Raw genomic sequence first — 17,727 nt, forward strand, 5'->3', positions numbered from 1 at the left:
TCGAGTCCGGTGCAGCAGCGAGTCACGACACCACAGGCTTGATGCCTGGGCGGCGGCCGCACAACAAGGCGGCTTCGCTCAAGGTGTCGACTCAGACTGATGCCCGGATGCTGAGGAATAAAGCTCGACCCGCAAACAAGTCGGCGATTATACGCAAAACTGGGCCCGGAGACTGCGATGCAGGAAATACAGGATTACGACTGCCCTTATTGTGGCGAACCGGTGGAGGCGGCGCTGGATCTGTCCGGCGGCGATCAGACTTACATTGAAGATTGCCCCGTCTGCTGCCGGCCGATCATCTTCAGCCTGCAAACCGATGGGGAAGAGTGGACGCTGGACGTCCGCAGCGAGAACGAGTGATGCGCAAGATTTATGAGCCCGAACACCTGATGGAAGGTGAGCTGCTGCAGGCCATGCTCGCCAGCGAAGGCATCGAGTCCCACATCACCGGGCGTCATTTACTGGGCGCCGTTGGGGATTTGCCGGCGTTCGGGTTGTTGGGCCTGACGGTCGAGGATGACCAGGCCGAGCGGGCGCGTCTGTTGATCACCGAGTACAATGCCGCCTTTCCGCTGCCCGGTGACGAGCCGGACAGCTATCCCGATGTGTTGCTGTGCTGAATCCGGTTCGCGCGCGCCTCATTCGCTTTCAAAAAGAGTTGTGCTGAACCCATGTGTGGACGTTATGCGCTGTTTCGTTGGTCGCCTGCCTTTGCGGCCCTGCCCGGATTTCCGAGCGACCAGCAAGCGCAGTGGAATATTTCTCCTGCCGCTTCTGTCTTGATGGTTCGGGCAGCGCCGGGCGAGGTCGAGGAGGGCGCCGAGCGCGGACGCGAAGTGGCGCGGGCACGTTGGGGGCTGACGCCGCCCTGGCTTACCGACATGTCGCGCACGCCGGCCCATGCTCGCGCTGAAACCGTAGCGGAGCAGCCGATGTTCAAGCAGGCGTTTCGTGAGCGACGTTGCCTGCTGCCGGCCAACGGCTTTTATGAGTGGCGTGGCAGCGTGCGCAAGCGGCCGTTCTGGCTCACGCCGGCCGAAGGATCGACGCTGTATTTCGCGGCGATCTGGGAGGCCTATCCCGTTGAAGGCCACATCTACCTGAGCGTTGCTGTGGTCACGCAGTCGGCCATGAGCCAGCGTCGACCGTTGATTCTCGACGAAGAAGGGCAGCGCGCCTGGCTTGATCCGGACTGCCCGCTGATCACCTTGCAGGCCATGCTCGCCGCCCCGCAGATGCAACTGCGCGAACGGCCTTTGGCCAATCTGGTGAACGATCCGAAGCTCAACGCGCCGGAATGCCTGACGCCGTTGTAGTGCTGTCTCACGGTGTGAATCGCGATCCCGTATTTCTTTCCTGTTACACAGCCGCGTTTTCCTGCGCCTTTTCACATGGCAGACGGCTGGCATCTGGTGCTCGGCCCGCGTATTGCCTAGGATGGCGCGATTGTTTCAATGGAGATACGAAATGCGCAGGATTTTTGCTCTTTGTGGCGTAACGGCAGCGTTGCTGGTGGCCGGGTGTCAGGCGGTCAATACCACCACCGGCGATTCGGTGGGTGTCGAGCGCAAACAATACATGTTCAGCATGCTGTCGACGGACGAAGTCAACAAGATGTACGCCCAGTCCTATCAGCAGACGGTCAGCGAAGCCACGTCCAAAGGCGTGCTCGACAACAGCAGCGCCGAGGGCAAGCGCGTCCAGGCCATCGCCAAGCGTCTGATTGCCCAGGCACCGAAATTGCGGCCCGACGCGGCGCAGTGGCAGTGGGATGTGAACCTGATCAAAAGCGATGAGCTGAACGCCAACTGCGGTCCCGGCGGCAAGATCATCGTTTACAGCGGCCTGATCGATACGCTCAAGCTTAGCGATGACGAACTGGCGGCGGTCATGGGCCACGAAATTGCGCACGCCTTGCGCGAACACGGCCGTGAAGCCATGTCCAAGGCCTACGGTGTGCAGATGGCGAAGCAGGGCGCCGGTGCATTGTTGGGGTTGGGGCAGGACAGTCTGGCGCTGGCCGACACCGTGGTCGATTACAGCCTGACGCTGCCGAACAGCCGCGCCAATGAAAACGAAGCGGACTTGCTGGGCCTCGAGCTGGCTGCTCGCGCCGGTTACAACCCGAATGCCGCGATCACGCTGTGGCAGAAGATGGAAGCCCAAGGCGGCGCGTCGCAGCCGGAGTTCATGAGCACCCACCCGGCTTCGTCCAACCGGATCGCCTCGCTGCAGGCGGCGATTCCGAAAGTGATGCCGTTGTATCAGCAGGCGCCGAAGGGCTGATCAACGCCTGATCCCGGTAGCAGACACGGTCATGTGGGAGCGAGCTTGCTCGCGAAGAGGTCGGGACATCCGCTGCATCTTCAGCGACTGGAATGCCGTCTTCGTGAGCAAGCTCACTCCCACATGGACTGAGCTTGCTCGCGATCATCAATTGTCGGCGCATATCTGCGAAACGGTTGAAGAGCATCGCGAGCAAGCTCACTCCTGCAAGGGCATGGGGTCTGTGGCTACACCCAGCCGCTGATCTGCATCGCCTTGTACACCGCAACGATCGCCAGAACGAAAAATGCACCCGCTGCCAGACGACGAATCAGCGTCAGTGGCAGTTTCTCCGCAGCAAAATTACCCGCCAGCACCACCGGCACATTGGCCAGCAACATGCCCAGCGTCGTGCCGAGGATCACCAGCCACAAGCTTGGGTATTGCGCCGCCAGCATGACGGTCGCGATCTGCGTCTTGTCGCCGATTTCCGCGATGAAGAACGCGATCAGCGTGGTCAGGAAGGGGCCGAACTTGCGACTGGTGCTGGCTTCGTCGTCGTCCAGCTTGTCCGGAACCAGCGTCCACAGCGCCGTGGCGGTAAAGCTGGCGGCCAGGATCCAGTGCAGGACGGCGTCGGAGAGATAGCTGCTGAACCATGCGCCAACGGCACCGGCCGCAGCATGGTTGGCCAGCGTGGCTGCGACAATCCCGGCAATGATGGGCCAGGGTTTGCGGAAGCGAGCGGCAAGAACGAGCGCGAGGAGTTGGGTCTTGTCACCGATTTCAGCCAGTGCGACGACAGCGGTGGGGACCAACAGGGATTCCAGCATCAGGGTTTTCCTAAGGGGCGGGTCAACACGGCTATGACACGTACAACCTCCCCGCCCCGGGTCAGGATGTTCGTGTCATAGGTCTTGTCAAACCACCGATCCGTCTGAGCGGATCTGGGGTCGCACGCACCATGGTCTGAGGACCAAGTATGTTGATGCGTGCCGGACGAGCATGGCGCTCGTGGGAGACTACTCCCCTAGGACGGTGCGGATTCTGCCTACACGTCTCGTGTTCGGCAAGCGCTAATTATCACGCACGTTTCGCACGGTAAATCCGGAAGCCCTGGCCCTCGGCCATGATTGCGCACGGCCCCAGATGCGACTCGATGATCGGCTGATAGCGCAGGAAGCTGTTTGCAACCAGGCGCAGTTCGCCGCCTTTTCTCAGATGTTCTCGTGCTTTTTTCAGCAGATTTTCAGTCGCGGCGTAATCAGTGTGGACGCCGGTATGGAACGGTGGATTGGTCAGAATCACGTCCAGATCGCTCGGTGCGGCGTCGATTCGGTTACCCGTCAGCACGTCGGCTTCAAGGCCATTGGCGGCGAGGGTTAGACGGCTGCTGGCGGTGGCGAACGCATCGACATCCAGCATCGTCACGCGTGTTTCGGGGTAGCGGCGTTTCACCGCCGCACCGAGAACGCCCGCGCCGCAGCCGAAATCGAGCAAATGGCCGGCGGGAAGTCGATCAATGTTTTCCAGCAGCAGGGCCGAACCCCGGTCCAGACGGCCGTGGCTGAACACGCCCGGCAGACTCACCACCTTCAACGCGCCGCCTTCGATTTCGATGTCGAAACGTTTGGCCAGGCTGTCGAGCTCGACGGCTTGCGGAGGCGTTTCGACGGTGACTTGCCAGAGCTGGCAATGCCGGGCGCTGTCGAGTTTGCGCGTACGCCCGAAGGGGCTCAGCTGGCGGGCAGCGGCTTCAATGCCACCGCGTTTTTCGCCCACCAGAAACAGCTCGCGTCCGGCCAGGCGGGAAGCGAGGGCGTTAATGAGGTAATCAGCGAGGTCGCGGGCCTTGGGCAAAAACACCACCGCGGCTTCAAAGGGTTCGCCCGGGGCCTCGGTGCCGAAGTGCACGCGCTCGGGAAATCGTGTCCCGAGGGTGTCGAAGTCGCCAGCGTGCCAGCTCCAGCCGCGCGCGTTGGGCAGCTTGCTCAGCAAGTCGTCGGCAGGGAGGCCGGTCAGCAGCAAGGAACCCTGAAACAAATCGGCCTGTCGGAGTAACACTTCACTGCGCGGGTCCATCATCGGCTCCTTGAAAAAAAGGGCGAAGTCTAACAGGCCTGCCACGCCGCGCACGCGCTGTGCGGCCGAGTGGCGAGCCTGCGAAAAGCTACGTGTCAGCTGACGACGCGGACCGGCTTGCCCTCATAGAACGCCAGAGCGTTTTCGTTGATCTGGCCGACGATGCGCTGCCGCGCTTCCTGGCTGCCCCATGCGCTGTGGGGCGTGATGATCAAGCGCGGAATATCGCCCGACAGCAGCGGATTGCCATTAACCGGGGGCTCGACCGTCAGCACGTCGGTGGCCGCGCCGCCGAGTTGGCCGTTGCGCAGGGCATCGGCCAGTGCCTGCTCGTTGATCAAGCCGCCGCGCGCGGTGTTGACGATGAAGGCTTTGGGTTTCAGCAGGCTCAACTCGTGGGCGCCAATCATGTCCCGAGTGTGCTCGTTGAGCGGGCAGTGCAGGGTGAGGGCATCGACTTGGGGCAGTAGCTCATTCAGTGGCACGCGATCAGGGCGAGCAGGACGACCAGGGATCTGACCCGACAGCACGCGCATGCCGAAGGCTTCGGCCAGCTTCGCGACCGCGCCGCCCAGCTCGCCATGGCCCAGCAGCCCCAATGTTTTGCCTTCCAGCTCGACGATGGGGAAGTCCAGCAAGCAAAACTGCTTCGATTTCTGCCACTGGCCTTGGTGGATCGCTTGTTGATAGTCAGGCAAGCGGGTGGCCATCGCCAACAGCAACATCAGCGTGTGCTGGGCCACGGAAGGGGTGCCGTAGCCCTGACAGTTGCTGACCACCACGCCATGCTTACGCGCGGCGTCGAGGTCGACATTGTTGACGCCGGTGGCCGTCACCAGCACCAGTTTCAGCTTCGGACAGGCGGCGAACGTGGCGGCATCGATCATGATCTTGTTGGAAATCGCCACATCGGCGTCCTTCAAACGCTCGGCCACCTGATCGGGTGTGGTGCTGCCATGCAGCACTAGTTCGCTGAAGGTTTCACGCCACGGCGCGAGGTCGAGATCCCCCAGATCCAGAGAGGTGTGATCCAGGAAAACTGCTCGGCGTTGAGTGGGCATCAGCTGTACCTTTTGCTCGGTGGGTGGGAGGCGTAATGTGACGAGCCTACCAGAGCCTGCCGCTCGCCATAACGCCTGGAGAACTTCGATGTACTGGACCGAATTTTTAACCGTTGCGCTGATTCACCTGCTGGCCGTCGCCAGCCCCGGTCCGGATTTTGCCGTCGTCGTGCGCGAAAGCGTGACCCACGGTCGCAAGGCCGGCACCTACACCGCCATGGGCGTGGGCACCGCAATTTTCCTGCACGTCGGCTATTCGCTGCTGGGCATTGGCTTGATCGTTTCGCAGTCCATCGTCCTGTTCAATGCCTTGAAATGGGCTGCGGCGGCGTACCTGATTTACATCGGCATCAAAGCACTGCGCGCCAAACCTGCAAGCGCATCGGATGCGCCCGTGGACATCGCCAAAGGCGAGCGCACCGCGCGTGGCGCCTTCACGGCCGGGTTCGTGACCAATGGGCTGAACCCGAAAGCGACCCTGTTTTTCCTGTCGCTGTTCACCGTCGTGATCAATCCGCACACGCCGATCCTGGTTCAGGCGGGCTATGGCGTTTACCTGGCATTCGCGACCGGCGCATGGTTCTGCCTGGTGGCACGCCTGTTCAGCCAGCCTCGGATTCGCGCGGGCTTTGCGCGGATGGGCCATTGGTTTGATCGGGCGATGGGTGGTGTATTGGTTGCCTTGGGGTTGAAGCTGGCGTTGACGGAAATGCATTGATGGTGGGTTTTTTTCAAGGTTGTGCCTGAACGCTTATGCTAACTCTTTAAGGGCTGTTTAAAGAGCAACCTGGGAGAGTTAGCGCTGCTCTGTACTTAACGCCAGGAGGTGATGGCTTATGAGACTATCTCAGCCCCAAAAGCTTTTGGATCTCGATACCTTTTTGCCTTCAGATGGTGAAGATGATGTTGAGATGTCTTGGGTCGATAACTCGCTCACACTTAACATCTATTACGATCCGGAGCTTCCCGGTATCGTGCGGGCAAAAAAAGCCTTTGTCTTTTTGTCGCCTAGCTATTTCGTAAAGACACCGTTCCCGGGGCATAGCTTTTTTAGTTGCCCTGACGACCGGGATTTATCGTTGCTAAGCTGTTTGGTGGAGTACAAAAGCTCAGAAATGCTGGATATCGCGAATAAGCCCCCCGGCTTGCCTAGATACCGGCATTTTCGGGTATACCTACACTCTGTAGGGGCGGCACTCCACATCGTTGCGCAGTCATTTGAAGTTATAGACTAGTCTTGGGAGGAAGCCACTCCGCAGGGACTTTATCGATTAGCCACACTTCATTTTCGGCCTTATAAAACTTGAAGCCCATTTCATGCATTCGAAGGGCTTCAATTTCCAGGACAACTGCCTTGCCATAGCGAAGCCCTACGGAATGGGCAGTCTCAGGGCTTTCCGACAAGTGCACATGGTGACGTGCTCCCGGCTTCAGCCCCTCGGCGTAGATTGATTCCAGAAAACGGGTGGCCGTTCCATGGTAGAGAAATTTGGGCGGTATCATCGGCGCGTGTTGAAGATTTACTGTGCGAGTTGAATGACCTTGCGCGGCTCGGATAAGTTGTCGGCTTTCTGAAATAATAAATCTTTTCTTCTCGCTTTCGTTAACCACCTTTTCCAACAGGTCTCGGTCAATAACGCGATTATTTCTCGAGGCGCACAGGATTAGCGCATCGATATCGGCCCATCCATCTGAATCCAGCTCCAAGCCGATGGCTTCTGGTTCATGCCTTAAGACATAACTTAAAAACTTGCTGGTTTCGTCAAGTAATTTCTTGTCCACACCGATTCCTCATAATGGCCAGCATTGAACGTGAAAGCTAAAGCTTCATCCGAAGAAAATCAATCCTGACCTCTGCTGCATCGTTATTCAGCAACGTTGGAACATTCTTGAGCGGTTAGGTATTCCAATGACACCTTTCTTATGATCTCGGCGGCACCGAAAAAATTCTTTATATCGGTCCAGAATTTCCTAGGCCAAGTTGGTATTTTTTAGGCACCTCAGACCAACAATTCATCCCTTCGGCTGATCCGATCGACGCGCCCAGGCCCTACAGTGCATATTTTCAGCCCCCGCACCTGCACCGTGAAAAGGGATTCCTATGCTGCACACCCGCGTGATTCCGCCCGCCGAAGGGGCGTACCAGTATCCTCTGTTGATAAAGCGACTGCTGCTGTCAGGCGTGCGCTACGAAAAAAACCGTGAAATCGTTTACCGGGACCATTCGCGCTATTCGTATCAAATGCTCAACGAGCGCATCTGCAGGCTGGCCGGTGCGCTGACGGCGGCCGGGGTCAAGGCGGGTGACACCGTGGCGGTGATGGATTGGGACAGCCATCGTTACCTGGAATGCATGTTCGCCATTCCGATGATTGGCGCGGTGATCCACACGATTAACGTCCGGCTTTCGCCCGAGCAGATCCTGTTCACCATGAACCATGCCGAAGACAAGCTCGTGCTGGTGAACAGCGAATTCGTGCCCCTCTACAACGCCATCGCCGGGCAACTGACGACCGTCGAAAAAACACTGTTACTGACCGACACCGATGGCGCGACCGCCGACCTGCCCAATCTTGTGGGCGAGTACGAAGCGTTGCTGGCCGCGGCGAATCCGTACTATCAATTCGAGGATTTCGACGAGAACTCGGTGGCGACCACGTTCTACACCACTGGCACGACGGGGAACCCCAAGGGCGTTTATTTCACCCATCGCCAGCTCGTGCTGCACACCATGGCCGTCGCGACGATCATGGGCAGCGTCGAAGGCATTCTGGGCGGCGACAAGGTTTACATGCCAATCACGCCGATGTTCCACGTGCATGCGTGGGGCGTGCCCTATGCCGCAACGATGCTGGGCGCCAAACAAGTGTATCCCGGCCGCTACGATCCCGAATTGCTAGTGGAGCTCTGGCAAAAAGAGAAGGTCACGTTTTCCCACTGCGTGCCCACCATCATGCAAATGGTCCTCAACGCCAAAGCCGCTCAGAACATGGATTTCACCGGCTGGCACATCATCATCGGCGGCAGCTCGCTCAATCGTTCGCTGTACGAGGCAGCCAAGGCCAAAGGCATTCAGCTGTCTGCCGCCTACGGCATGTCCGAGACCGGGCCATTGGTGTCGGTTGCGCACCTGAATGACGACTTGATGGCCGCCAGTGAAGACGAACGGACCGCCTACCGAATCAAGGCCGGCGCGCCGGGCGTGCTGGTTGAGGCGGCGATTGTCGATGGTGAGGGCAATTTCCTGCCTTCCGACGGCGAGACCCAGGGCGAACTGGTGCTGCGCGCACCGTGGCTGAGTGAAGGTTATTACCGCGAGCCGGAGAAGGGCGCCGAACTGTGGGCCGGCGGCTGGCTGCACACCGGCGACGTAGCGACGCTGGACAACATGGGCGGGATCGACATTCGTGACCGCATCAAAGACGTGATCAAGACCGGCGGCGAGTGGGTATCGTCGCTGCAGTTGGAGGATCTCTGCAGTCGCCATCCCGGTGTCCGTGAAGTGGCCGTGGTGGGTATCGCCGATCCTCAGTGGGGCGAGCGCCCGTTTGCGCTGCTGGTCGCCCGCGAGGGTCACGTCCTGGATGCCAAGACCCTTAAGGAACATCTCAAGCCATTTGTGGAACAGGGGCACATTAACAAGTGGGCGATCCCCAGCCAGATCGCCCTTGTTACCGAAATTCCCAAGACCAGCGTCGGCAAGCTCGACAAGAAGCAAATACGTCAGAACATCCTTGAGTGGCAGGGCAGTAACAGCGCTTTCCTCTCCACGCTCTGACGCTTTCCTTCGCGGCCATTTCATCGGTTCATCTCCGTGAAAATGTGCCGCGAAGGCTCTAATCCGGCGTCTTCCTTGCCAATTCTCTTTTTTCAGCCATGCTCCCCCTGCGTTGTGATTTGCCACTCTGGAGTCGGCGTGCCAGAGGTGTTGGCGCTGCAAATCACACTTTAGAGGGATCAAGCAGCAGCACCTGCTGGCTATAGTCGGCAGTAGGTAGGTACCGGAGAAAAAGCGCACTGATCGTTTCGCAGTTGTTTGGCTGCCCGATCGGCGTTGACACCCAGGCACTGCGGCCCGTCCGCCTGAGTCGTTTCTGGAAGCACCCACTGCCATAAAAATAAAAGCACATGGAGTAGCGTCGATGACATCAGCTAACCAGTTCTGGCGCCGGGCTAAATTGCCCCTGGCCGTCAGCCTCGCTTCCACGCTCGCCGGCCCTGCATTCGGCGTCAGTTTCAATATCGGAGAAATCGAAGGCAACTTCGACTCGTCGCTCTCAATAGGGGCAAGCTGGTCCACCCAGAACGCCAACAAGAACCTGATCGGCTCCAACAACGGCGGTCACGGTCTTTCGCAAACCTCCGACGACGGTCACTTGAACTTCAAAAGCGGCGAAACGTTTTCGAAGATCTTCAAGGGCATCCACGATCTTGAACTGAAATACGGCGACACCGGTGTGTTCCTGCGGGGCAAGTACTGGTATGACTTCGAGCTCAAGGACGAAAGCCGTGACTTCAAGGACATCAGCGATTCCGGCCGCAAGGAAGGCGCCAAATCCTCAGGTTTCGAGCTGCTCGACGCATTCGTCTATCACAACTACTCCATTGCCGATGAGCCGGGCTCGGTGCGTCTGGGCAAGCAAGTCGTCAGTTGGGGTGAAAGTACCTTCATCCAGGGCGGCATCAACAGCATCAACCCGGTCGACGTGTCCGCGTTCCGTCGCCCTGGCTCGGAAATCAAGGAAGGCCTGATTCCGGTCAACATGTTCTACCTGTCGCAAAGCCTGACCGAAAACCTCTCGGCTGAAGGCTTTTACCAGCTGGAATGGGATCAGACGGTCGTCGACAACTGCGGCACCTTCTTCTCGCAACCGGACGTGATCGCGGACGGCTGCAACAGCAACCTGGCCGTACTGCGTACCCGCAACAGCCTAAATGCGGCTCTGCCTGCCGCGTTGCGTGGCCCCGTTCAGAACACGCTGGCTGCGCGCGGCGTGAACTTTGGTAATCCTGACGAGGGCGCAGTGGTCGCCCGCGGCCCTGATCGCGATGCCCGGGACAGTGGCCAGTACGGCCTGGCCATGCACTACAACTTCGAGCCGCTGGACACCGAGTTCGGCGCCTATTACATGAACTACCACAGCCGTCTGCCGATCTTCAGCGGCAAGGGCGGGCCGGCAAGCGCCTACAGCGCAGCGGGTCTGGTTGGCGGTCTGGCGGCCAACGGCGTTCCTCGAGGCGTCGCGGCGGCCCTCGCGCCAACCTTGTTGCCCGTCGTGGTCGCTGCCAACTCCAGCTACTACGTTGAATACCCGGAAGACATTCACCTGTTCGGCCTGAGCTTCTCCACCACCTTGCCCACCGGCACGGCGTGGAGCGGCGAAGTCAGCTATCGCCCTAACGCACCGGTGCAGTTGAACACCACCGACATCCTGTATTCCGGCCTGTCGCCGCTGAACTCGAACGTGTCGCTGCTGCAGGGCGCACCCGGCCAGGACCAGAAAGGCTATCGCCGCAAGGAAATCAGCCAGGCGCAGACCACCTTCACGCACTTCTTCGACCAGGTGATGGGCGCCGAACGTCTGACCGTGGTGGGTGAGGTGGGCTGGACCCACGTCGGCGGGCTGGAAAGTACATCGAAACTGCGTTATGGCCGCGACCCGAGCTATGGCCCGGGCCCGCTGCCAGGCGGTCAATGTCAGACCCTCAACGCCAGCACCCTGGGCACTGCCGCGCAGAACAACCTCAGCCGCTACTGCGAAAACGATGGCTTCACCACCACCGATTCGTGGGGTTACCGCGCTCGCGCCATCTGGGATTACAACAACGTCTTCGCCGGGGTGAACCTGCGTCCGAGCGTGGCCTGGTCCCACGACGTCGACGGCTACTCGCCAGGTCCCGGCGGCAACTTCGAGGAAGGTCGTAAGGCCGTGAGTCTGGGCCTCGACGCCGAGTACCAGAACACCTACACCGCCAACCTTTCCTACACCAACTTCTTCGACGGCAAGTACACCACCGTGGACGATCGCGACTTCGTAGCGCTCAGCTTCGGCATGAACTTCTAAGGACAATAATGAAAATGAAAATCACGAAGGGTCTGTTGCAGGTTGGCGTGTTGGGTCTGTCGTTGTTGGCGACCAGCGTGATGGCTGCGGTGTCCGACGCCGAAGCCGCCAAGCTGGGCACCACGCTGACGCCGATGGGCGCGGAAAAAGCCGGCAACGCTGCCAACACCATTCCGGCCTGGAGCCCGATGCCGACCAATGCTGGCGCCGTGGACGACAAAGGCTTCCTGGCCAACCCGTACGCCAATGAAAAAGCGCAGTTCACCATCACTGCGCAGAACGTGGATCAGTACAAGGACAAACTCGCCCCGGGCCAGTACGCGATGTTCAAGCGTTACCCGGACACCTACAAGATGCCGGTCTACCCGTCCCATCGTGGCGCGACTGTGCCCGCTGACGTATTCGCCGCCATCAAGAAAAACGCCACCAACACCAAGCTGGTGGGTGGCGGCAACGGCCTGGAGAATTTCGAAACCGCAGTGCCGTTCCCGATTCCGAAGGATGGCCTTGAGGTCATCTGGAACCACATCACCCGTTATCGCGGCGGCAGCGTCTCGCGTCTGGTCACCCAGGCCACGCCGCAGACCAACGGCTCGTTCAACCCGGTGTATTTCCACGACGAGTTCGTCTTCCGCGACAAGATGAAGGATTTCGATCCGAAGAACCCGGGCAACATCCTGTTCTACTTCAAACAGGAAGTAACGGCGCCGGCGCGTCTGGCAGGTTCCGTACTCCTGGTGCACGAAACCCTCGACCAGGTCAAAGAGCCGCGCGCGGCGTGGGTCTATAACGCCGGGCAGCGTCGCGTACGTCGTGCGCCACAAGTGTCCTACGACGGGCCGGGCACCGCCGCCGATGGCCTGCGCACCTCCGACAACCTCGACATGTTCAACGGCGCGCCAGACCGCTACGACTGGAAGCTGATCGGCAAACAAGAGATGTACATCGCGTCCGACAGCTACAAGCTCGACGATCCGAAGTTGAAATACACCGACATCATCAAGGCCGGGCACATCAATCAGGACCTGGCGCGCTATGAACTGCGTCGCGTCTGGCACGTGACTGCCACGCTGAAAGAAGGCCAGCGTCACATCTACGCCAAACGTGACTTCTTCATCGACGAAGACACCTGGCAGGCAGCGGTCATCGACCACTACGACGGTCGTGGTCAACTGTGGCGCGTGGCTGAGGCCCACGCCGAAAACTACTACGACAAACAGGTGCCGTGGTATGCCCTCGAAGCTCTGTACGACCTGCAATCAGGCCGCTACCTGGCGCTGGGCATGAAGAACGAAGAGAAAAAAGCCTATGACTTCGGCTTTACTGCCACTGTCAGCGACTTCCAGCCCAACGCGCTGCGTCAGGAAGGCGTGCGCTAACGGCTGACCGAACAAGCGGAGAGCGTGCAACGTTGATCACAGCTACAGCGCACTGAAGTCCTCCGCTGTTTCACCCTATGGCTGAACCCCATAGCGCAGAAAGGAAACACCCCGAATGGTCGGGGTGTTTTTTTTGACCAAGGTTTGCGTCCACAGGACGCTGTTCCTCTTTATGCGTGGATCACGGCGGAAATGAAAAATGCTGTGCTCGAACCGAGCCGTCATCCAGCTCCTTTATCGCAACATTCTTCAGATGCTCCGAGCCGAACGAGTTCGCGGTGCAGGTTTTGCTCATGATGGTTTTGTTGAGCTTGAGTACCTCTAGAAACGCTTTGGCACCGAAGGTTTGTTGAGGCACACCTACGACATATCCGTACTCACCCGTGCGAAATCCAAAATAGGTGGTGTATGTCGCCTTATCTACCCACCGAAAAAGCGGGCGGGTTGCTCGGAATGTTTGCGTCATCTCATCCTTTTCAGGCGTCCCGAATCGATAGGTGATGGTTTCTTTGTTGGCACTGCTGCATAGAGAGACTGACCGCTGCTTTTGCTCATCAAGACGGCAACCGGCAATGAGGGTTTCGTTTTTGAGGCAACTGACGTCTTCACTGGCGAGAACTGACACGCTTATCAGAATCGTAACTGTGAATCCGAGGCTCAAAATCGACTTGATGCATGTACTTCTTTGATTCACTCTTTTCATGCTTCGGACTCATTCAGCTCGACGCTTACTTGACCAAGGAAATACCACGCCATCAATGTCCGCATGTGCCCCGCAAATACCCAGGCCTAACGCGGTTGGGTCGACATTTCTCGACGAGATGATCAGCGCTGCATCCGTTCGGATCATCCGTACTCGTCCGTGCGCGGTTTCGTAAATCAGGTGTCGGCCAGCTTCTTTCATGAGAAATGAAAACACACAGACATGCTGATTGGCCTGGGTGCTTTCAAGCGTCACCAGATAGTCCTCACCTTTTTTGCGTACTTCTAAACTGTCGTTGAAAACGTCTGAGCAGTCAGATCCGTTCTCTGGCGAGGTGCAAAGCAAACTGCCTACTCTGAACGTACCCTCCCAAGAGAAGTTAGCTTGTGCGTTGGTGGACGAACTCGCTACAGCAACTGTCGTTGCGCAACCGACACCAATAATGGCAAAACGCTTGGGAAGCGCCGCCATCCACACGCTGCATCTCATATAAAGCACTCTCCTAAAATTGGGCATATGCAGGTAGTATCTCGAGCAGGGTTTACTTGTAGCCAAGTGATTTTAAGTTTTCAGGAACTGCGTATCCTTGCTTGTATTCAAGCGTGTATGAGTTGGTTTTCTGCCCCAGGGTAGTGGTCTCACAGTTGGCTTCAGCTCCAAACGATCTTGTATTTCTCACCGTCTCTCTGACGACGATGTCAGCGTAACTCTCTCGCGACTGCTGCATTGCCAGAGTCATGTGCCTTTCTTGAAAGCTTCCACCGCAGTGCGTGTCCCATTCACCAACCCGCTCTTGGACAGTGAGTCCTTTCAATACATTGTTCAATCCGTTGTCACCTAAGCTGTATAGACTCAGCGAGGTCGAACCGTATGGATTTGGCTGTGACGATCCTTCCCACAAAGTCCGGATCCCGAACGCAACGTTATTTTTATCTAATCGGTAATTTGCCGTGTCTATCGTTATTCCATAACTATTGATTGCGCCTGCGTCGAGAGTTTCCTTCTCACGGGTTGTGCCCACGATGCTTTGCGTAGATGGGTCTATGATCACTAAATCCAGGTCAGCAATTACATCTGTTTTGATGGCGGTTGCGAAAATCAGGAATCCTGATGCAGGCCACCGCTTACAAACTGTCTCGTGCTGCGTGGGGTCATAGTCTTCATAGCGCTCAGCGATTAAAGAGCAGATCCTTGAAAGGTGCGAGCTGCCGTCTGCGCAAAAACAGTCCGCAAAAGCGAATATCTCTGTGCTTTTGAGAATTCCACCGAGGAGGACTAGGCTCATTGCTACTTTCATAGAAGTACCCCTTCTATTAGCTCGTATGCCTCTTTTCTCTCGGTCAAGCCCATCGCGCCGCCGTTTACCTTTCTTGTAATTTTGCCTACGTCCGCAAGACCCCCGCCGCTTTCGGATTCGTAGATCTTATAACTCACCCAGAACCACAGCGCGCTTCTGATTGCGTTTGGCATCTCATTGATCAGCTCCGGATTTGCAACGGTATCTGGAACTTTCCCGGGCCAATAGATGCTGTAGTTCTGCATGAAGTCATGATATTTTTCATAGCCTGTAATCTGAATCAGCCCTCTGCCTCGAAAGTTGAAGCCATCTTCTGAATGCGTCATTCGATTGCCGTTCAGTCGTTGAAAATGCTTCCTCCCTATGGCGCGTTGGTTTGAGCTGCGCACTATTTTCCCCTGAGGGTTTTTCAGATACGCATCCGCATCCGCTTCACCGGGATGGGACCGGTAATATGAGCTAAAAGACTTAAGCGCCGAGGCGGAATATTCCCAACTCTCGGTTATTCCTTTCATGGCGGGTCCAACTTCACCTTTAACTTGAGCGAAAAAGTGGCGCTGCCTTAATCGGGTATCTAACCTGAATTCCAGAAGCCGCCCATTTATCTCATCAATCACCAGAGCAATGTCCTCTGGAGTTGCTTGAGGAAATATCTGCTTTAACTGATCGGGAGTGATTTGTAATCGATCTGGGCTAGAAAAGAAGCCCAAGAGCCCCACCGGATGCAGGTGATGCACCTTCCCATCCGCCGGCAACCCAAGCCGCCCGGCCACCTCGGCCCACCAACTCATCGCCTTGATCCGCTCCTTCTCTGCCAGCCAGTTGCGGTTAGGCGTCGAGCCGCCATGCCCCAGCAAGTCATCCAGCGCATCCCACTTGCCCGGGACGTGATGCCATTCGCTTTGGTAGCGAACGATCAACTGCGAAATCGACTGCGCGTGGGCTGGCAATCTCAGTGCGGCTTGTATTTCGCTACCGCTGAGCTTGCCGTCACGGTTGCGGTCAATGATGTCGAACAGGCGCTTTTTGATCGGGCCTTGGTCGGCCTTGTCAGCCGCCGCGCCATGGCGGGTGATCTCGTCCTCGTTGAACCGGCCTGATGCACGCATAAAAGAGGCGAGCATGCTCCGCGGCGAATCGTAGTCGGCGAGGGTCTCGTAGCCTTCCCACGACCAAGGACTGAGCCACGGCGTCACGCCGACTTCTTCACGCACCCAGCCGTCGAGCAGGTTGTTGTCGGCGTCGTGCAGCAGCCCGTCGAGGCGATACCAGTTGCACGCTTTGCTGTCGCCACTGGCAGGTACAGCGATTTTTCTCTCGGCCGGCAAGCCGTCGATCAGGGTTTTAGGAAGCAACAATTGCGCGGCGCTGAGGTGACCAACCGCTTTCAACGTCGGCGGTTTTTTGCTGCTGAACGTGCCCTGATGCGCGATTACGCGAGTGCCTTTGACGAGTTTCAGCCAAGTCCTGCTGCTGGCGGGCAGTTTGTCTGCCCAAACGCGGCTGAGGCTCAGGAACATTTTCACGTCGCCCGCGCTGAACACCTCCAGGTGCAGACGATTCTCCGGGTAATCGACGGCGCCTTCGTGATATTGGCCTATGTGCCCGATCAGTTCACCGGCCTTGATCGCAACCGGCTTATCCAGAACGACAACGATGCCTCTCGCTTCCGGCTCGGCCGCGCCGCTTTGCAACGAAGCGAAGTGCACGTATTGATTGACCTGCTCCAGCTTGCGAAACCGGCCTGTGCCACTGACCGTCACCTCGGTGCCTGGATACAGCGTGCCGATCTCGTTGCCTTTGCAAACCATTGGCTGAGCACGGACGTTCAGGGGCGTCTCGGAAACGACCCTATGCTGAACGCCCGCTATGGGCCGCAGATAGTCGGCGCAGACATAACCTCGCAACGCGCCGCTGGCGTCTTTCAGGTGATCGGGGCCGGGGGTGTTTTCCAGCTTGCGATAAGTGCCTTCGCCGCTGACCTGGACTTCCGCACCACGCGGCAGCCAGCCAATGATCGCGCCCTTGCTCGCCTTGTTGCGCACGTTCAGTCCGCGTTGCCCGGGGTAGTCCCCATGGATGTCGTTAACGTCGACGCGAACTTGAAGGGTCGATCCGGATTTCCAGAATCCTGGCCTGACGACAGCCGAGTCTTTTTCGTACGCCGCCCAATCCCGCAAATGCATGTAGAGACTGTAAATAATCAGACTCGGCGGCGTGTCCGTGCTGCCCTTGATGGCAGGCGGCTGCAGGCGGTGTCGCACCAGCACGAAATTCCGCGAGAACGGCTTTGAAACGAGCTGTTTATTGACGAAATACGTCGTGTCAGGCGACTGCTCATCAATGCGATAGGCCACCACTTCACCGTCCGCGATGCAGTGCACGCTCGACTGGTCCAGCGTGCCCGCCGTTCCCGCATCAAAATGCACACCGCCATGCCAGAGCCCGCTGCTGCCGAGGGGATAGCTGCCGCTTGCGGCGTTTGCCAGATGGGTCAGGTGCTGGAGCGAATCGCGTTTATCGCGGAAGGGATGGCTCCAGTTTTGGACCGGTATCAGTGCGTCGTTGTTTGACTCTACGCCGGTGGATGGAGGAGGCGGCAATGTGTCGGGTGTCGGCAGCATAGGCTGCTGTAAGTCATCAAGCGCGTAGCGTGGTGCGAACAATCGTGTCATGGAGGTGGCTCCTGCTTTTCCACGAGATAAGCCAGCAAAGCTGCCGCTCTGTCGGCGAGGTCCCGGTCAACGTCCTGTTCGACCGATGCATCCGAACCTCGCGCTACGGCAAGGCCAGATTTGGTGCGCACGATGGCGAATTCCAGCGCGCGGTTCCAGAGGGGGAAATACGAACAGGAGATTTCCACGCGCATTTGCGG

The 17,727-nt window shown here is 58.1% G+C and carries 18 protein-coding genes and 1 riboswitch; of the genes, 9 read left to right on the forward strand and 9 right to left on the reverse strand.

Going from position 1 to position 17,727, the window contains the following annotated elements:
* The first annotated feature begins 177 nt into the window (after positions 1-177).
* The 4 genes from AC07VF_RS13465 (at position 178) to AC07VF_RS13480 (ending at position 2,286) form a co-directional block, all read left to right on the forward strand.
* Positions 178-360 (forward strand): CPXCG motif-containing cysteine-rich protein, encoded by a 183-nt coding sequence (locus AC07VF_RS13465; RefSeq protein ID WP_192174926.1) that lies wholly within the window; start codon positions 178-180, stop codon positions 358-360.
* Entirely contained in the window at positions 360-620 is a 261-nt protein-coding gene (locus AC07VF_RS13470) for a putative signal transducing protein (RefSeq protein WP_192132565.1), read from the forward strand. Before AC07VF_RS13465 ends, AC07VF_RS13470 begins: the two co-directional genes overlap by 1 nt.
* 51 nt (positions 621-671) lie before the next feature.
* The gene (locus AC07VF_RS13475; RefSeq protein ID WP_495009147.1) at positions 672-1,316 is read left to right on the forward strand and encodes an SOS response-associated peptidase; all 645 of its coding nucleotides are present in this window, start codon (positions 672-674) and stop codon (positions 1,314-1,316) included.
* Positions 1,317-1,467: 151 nt separating this feature from the next.
* Positions 1,468-2,286 carry a M48 family metallopeptidase gene (locus AC07VF_RS13480; protein WP_192174923.1) on the forward strand — a complete coding sequence of 273 codons (819 nt, stop codon included), beginning with the start codon at positions 1,468-1,470 and terminating at the stop codon, positions 2,284-2,286.
* A gap of 227 nt (positions 2,287-2,513) precedes the next feature.
* On the opposite strand, the gene AC07VF_RS13485 is transcribed toward AC07VF_RS13480, so the two are convergent.
* The 3 genes from AC07VF_RS13485 to AC07VF_RS13495 all read right to left on the reverse strand — a co-directional run bounded on the left by AC07VF_RS13485 (position 2,514) and on the right by AC07VF_RS13495 (position 5,408).
* Positions 2,514-3,098, reverse strand: coding sequence for a TMEM165/GDT1 family protein (locus tag AC07VF_RS13485; protein WP_122622580.1), 585 nt, complete (start codon positions 3,096-3,098; stop codon positions 2,514-2,516).
* An 89-nt stretch (positions 3,099-3,187) separates the two neighbouring features.
* A riboswitch (yybP-ykoY riboswitch) is annotated at positions 3,188-3,308 on the reverse strand.
* Between the two features lie 40 nt (positions 3,309-3,348).
* Positions 3,349-4,347, reverse strand: coding sequence for a methyltransferase (locus AC07VF_RS13490; protein ID WP_495009146.1), 999 nt, complete (start codon positions 4,345-4,347; stop codon positions 3,349-3,351).
* Between the two features lie 95 nt (positions 4,348-4,442).
* On the reverse strand, positions 4,443-5,408 hold the full coding sequence (locus AC07VF_RS13495; RefSeq protein ID WP_495009145.1) for a 2-hydroxyacid dehydrogenase: 966 nt from the start codon (positions 5,406-5,408) through the stop codon (positions 4,443-4,445).
* 88 nt (positions 5,409-5,496) lie between these two features.
* On the opposite strand from AC07VF_RS13495, the gene AC07VF_RS13500 reads away from it, so the two are divergent.
* Together AC07VF_RS13500 and AC07VF_RS13505 are read left to right on the forward strand one after the other, a co-directional pair.
* Complete coding sequence (locus tag AC07VF_RS13500) at positions 5,497-6,126, forward strand: LysE family translocator (protein WP_495009144.1); 630 nt, start codon at positions 5,497-5,499, stop codon at positions 6,124-6,126.
* 118 nt (positions 6,127-6,244) lie between these two features.
* The gene (locus AC07VF_RS13505) at positions 6,245-6,643 is read left to right on the forward strand and encodes a hypothetical protein (RefSeq protein WP_495009143.1); all 399 of its coding nucleotides are present in this window, start codon (positions 6,245-6,247) and stop codon (positions 6,641-6,643) included.
* Here the strand turns inward: AC07VF_RS13505 and AC07VF_RS13510 are convergent.
* Positions 6,633-7,190, reverse strand: coding sequence for an RNA 2'-phosphotransferase (locus AC07VF_RS13510; RefSeq protein ID WP_495009142.1), 558 nt, complete (start codon positions 7,188-7,190; stop codon positions 6,633-6,635). The two genes, AC07VF_RS13505 and AC07VF_RS13510, sit on opposite strands and share 11 nt — an antisense overlap.
* Before the next feature lie 319 nt (positions 7,191-7,509).
* Here AC07VF_RS13510 and AC07VF_RS13515 point away from each other — a divergent pair, with 319 nt between their 5' ends.
* The 3 genes from AC07VF_RS13515 (at position 7,510) to AC07VF_RS13525 (ending at position 12,852) form a co-directional block, all read left to right on the forward strand.
* On the forward strand, positions 7,510-9,186 hold the full coding sequence (locus AC07VF_RS13515; protein WP_495009141.1) for a fatty acid--CoA ligase: 1,677 nt from the start codon (positions 7,510-7,512) through the stop codon (positions 9,184-9,186).
* A gap of 364 nt (positions 9,187-9,550) precedes the next feature.
* Positions 9,551-11,473 carry a DUF1302 domain-containing protein gene (locus AC07VF_RS13520; RefSeq protein WP_192174914.1) on the forward strand — a complete coding sequence of 641 codons (1,923 nt, stop codon included), beginning with the start codon at positions 9,551-9,553 and terminating at the stop codon, positions 11,471-11,473.
* Positions 11,474-11,487: 14 nt separating this feature from the next.
* Complete coding sequence (locus AC07VF_RS13525) at positions 11,488-12,852, forward strand: DUF1329 domain-containing protein (RefSeq protein ID WP_192174913.1); 1,365 nt, start codon at positions 11,488-11,490, stop codon at positions 12,850-12,852.
* Between the two features lie 181 nt (positions 12,853-13,033).
* Here the strand turns inward: AC07VF_RS13525 and AC07VF_RS13530 are convergent, their stop codons facing one another.
* From AC07VF_RS13530 to AC07VF_RS13550, 5 genes are read right to left on the reverse strand one after another with little or no spacing between them, the layout of a single operon-like run.
* Positions 13,034-13,555 carry a hypothetical protein gene (locus tag AC07VF_RS13530; protein WP_495009140.1) on the reverse strand — a complete coding sequence of 174 codons (522 nt, stop codon included), beginning with the start codon at positions 13,553-13,555 and terminating at the stop codon, positions 13,034-13,036.
* A 9-nt stretch (positions 13,556-13,564) separates the two neighbouring features.
* A complete protein-coding gene (locus AC07VF_RS13535; RefSeq protein WP_495009139.1) occupies positions 13,565-14,044 on the reverse strand; it encodes a hypothetical protein in 480 nt (159 codons plus the stop codon).
* Between the two features lie 52 nt (positions 14,045-14,096).
* Positions 14,097-14,852 carry a PA3715 family protein gene (locus AC07VF_RS13540; protein WP_495009138.1) on the reverse strand — a complete coding sequence of 252 codons (756 nt, stop codon included), beginning with the start codon at positions 14,850-14,852 and terminating at the stop codon, positions 14,097-14,099.
* The gene (locus AC07VF_RS13545; protein ID WP_495009137.1) at positions 14,849-17,527 is read right to left on the reverse strand and encodes a hypothetical protein; all 2,679 of its coding nucleotides are present in this window, start codon (positions 17,525-17,527) and stop codon (positions 14,849-14,851) included. Before AC07VF_RS13545 ends, AC07VF_RS13540 begins: the two co-directional genes overlap by 4 nt.
* A complete protein-coding gene (locus AC07VF_RS13550; protein ID WP_495009136.1) occupies positions 17,524-17,721 on the reverse strand; it encodes a hypothetical protein in 198 nt (65 codons plus the stop codon). Before AC07VF_RS13550 ends, AC07VF_RS13545 begins: the two co-directional genes overlap by 4 nt.
* Positions 17,722-17,727 lie beyond the last annotated feature (6 nt).

The sequence above is a fragment of the Pseudomonas sp. GW821-FHT02H06 genome (assembly GCF_059421525.1).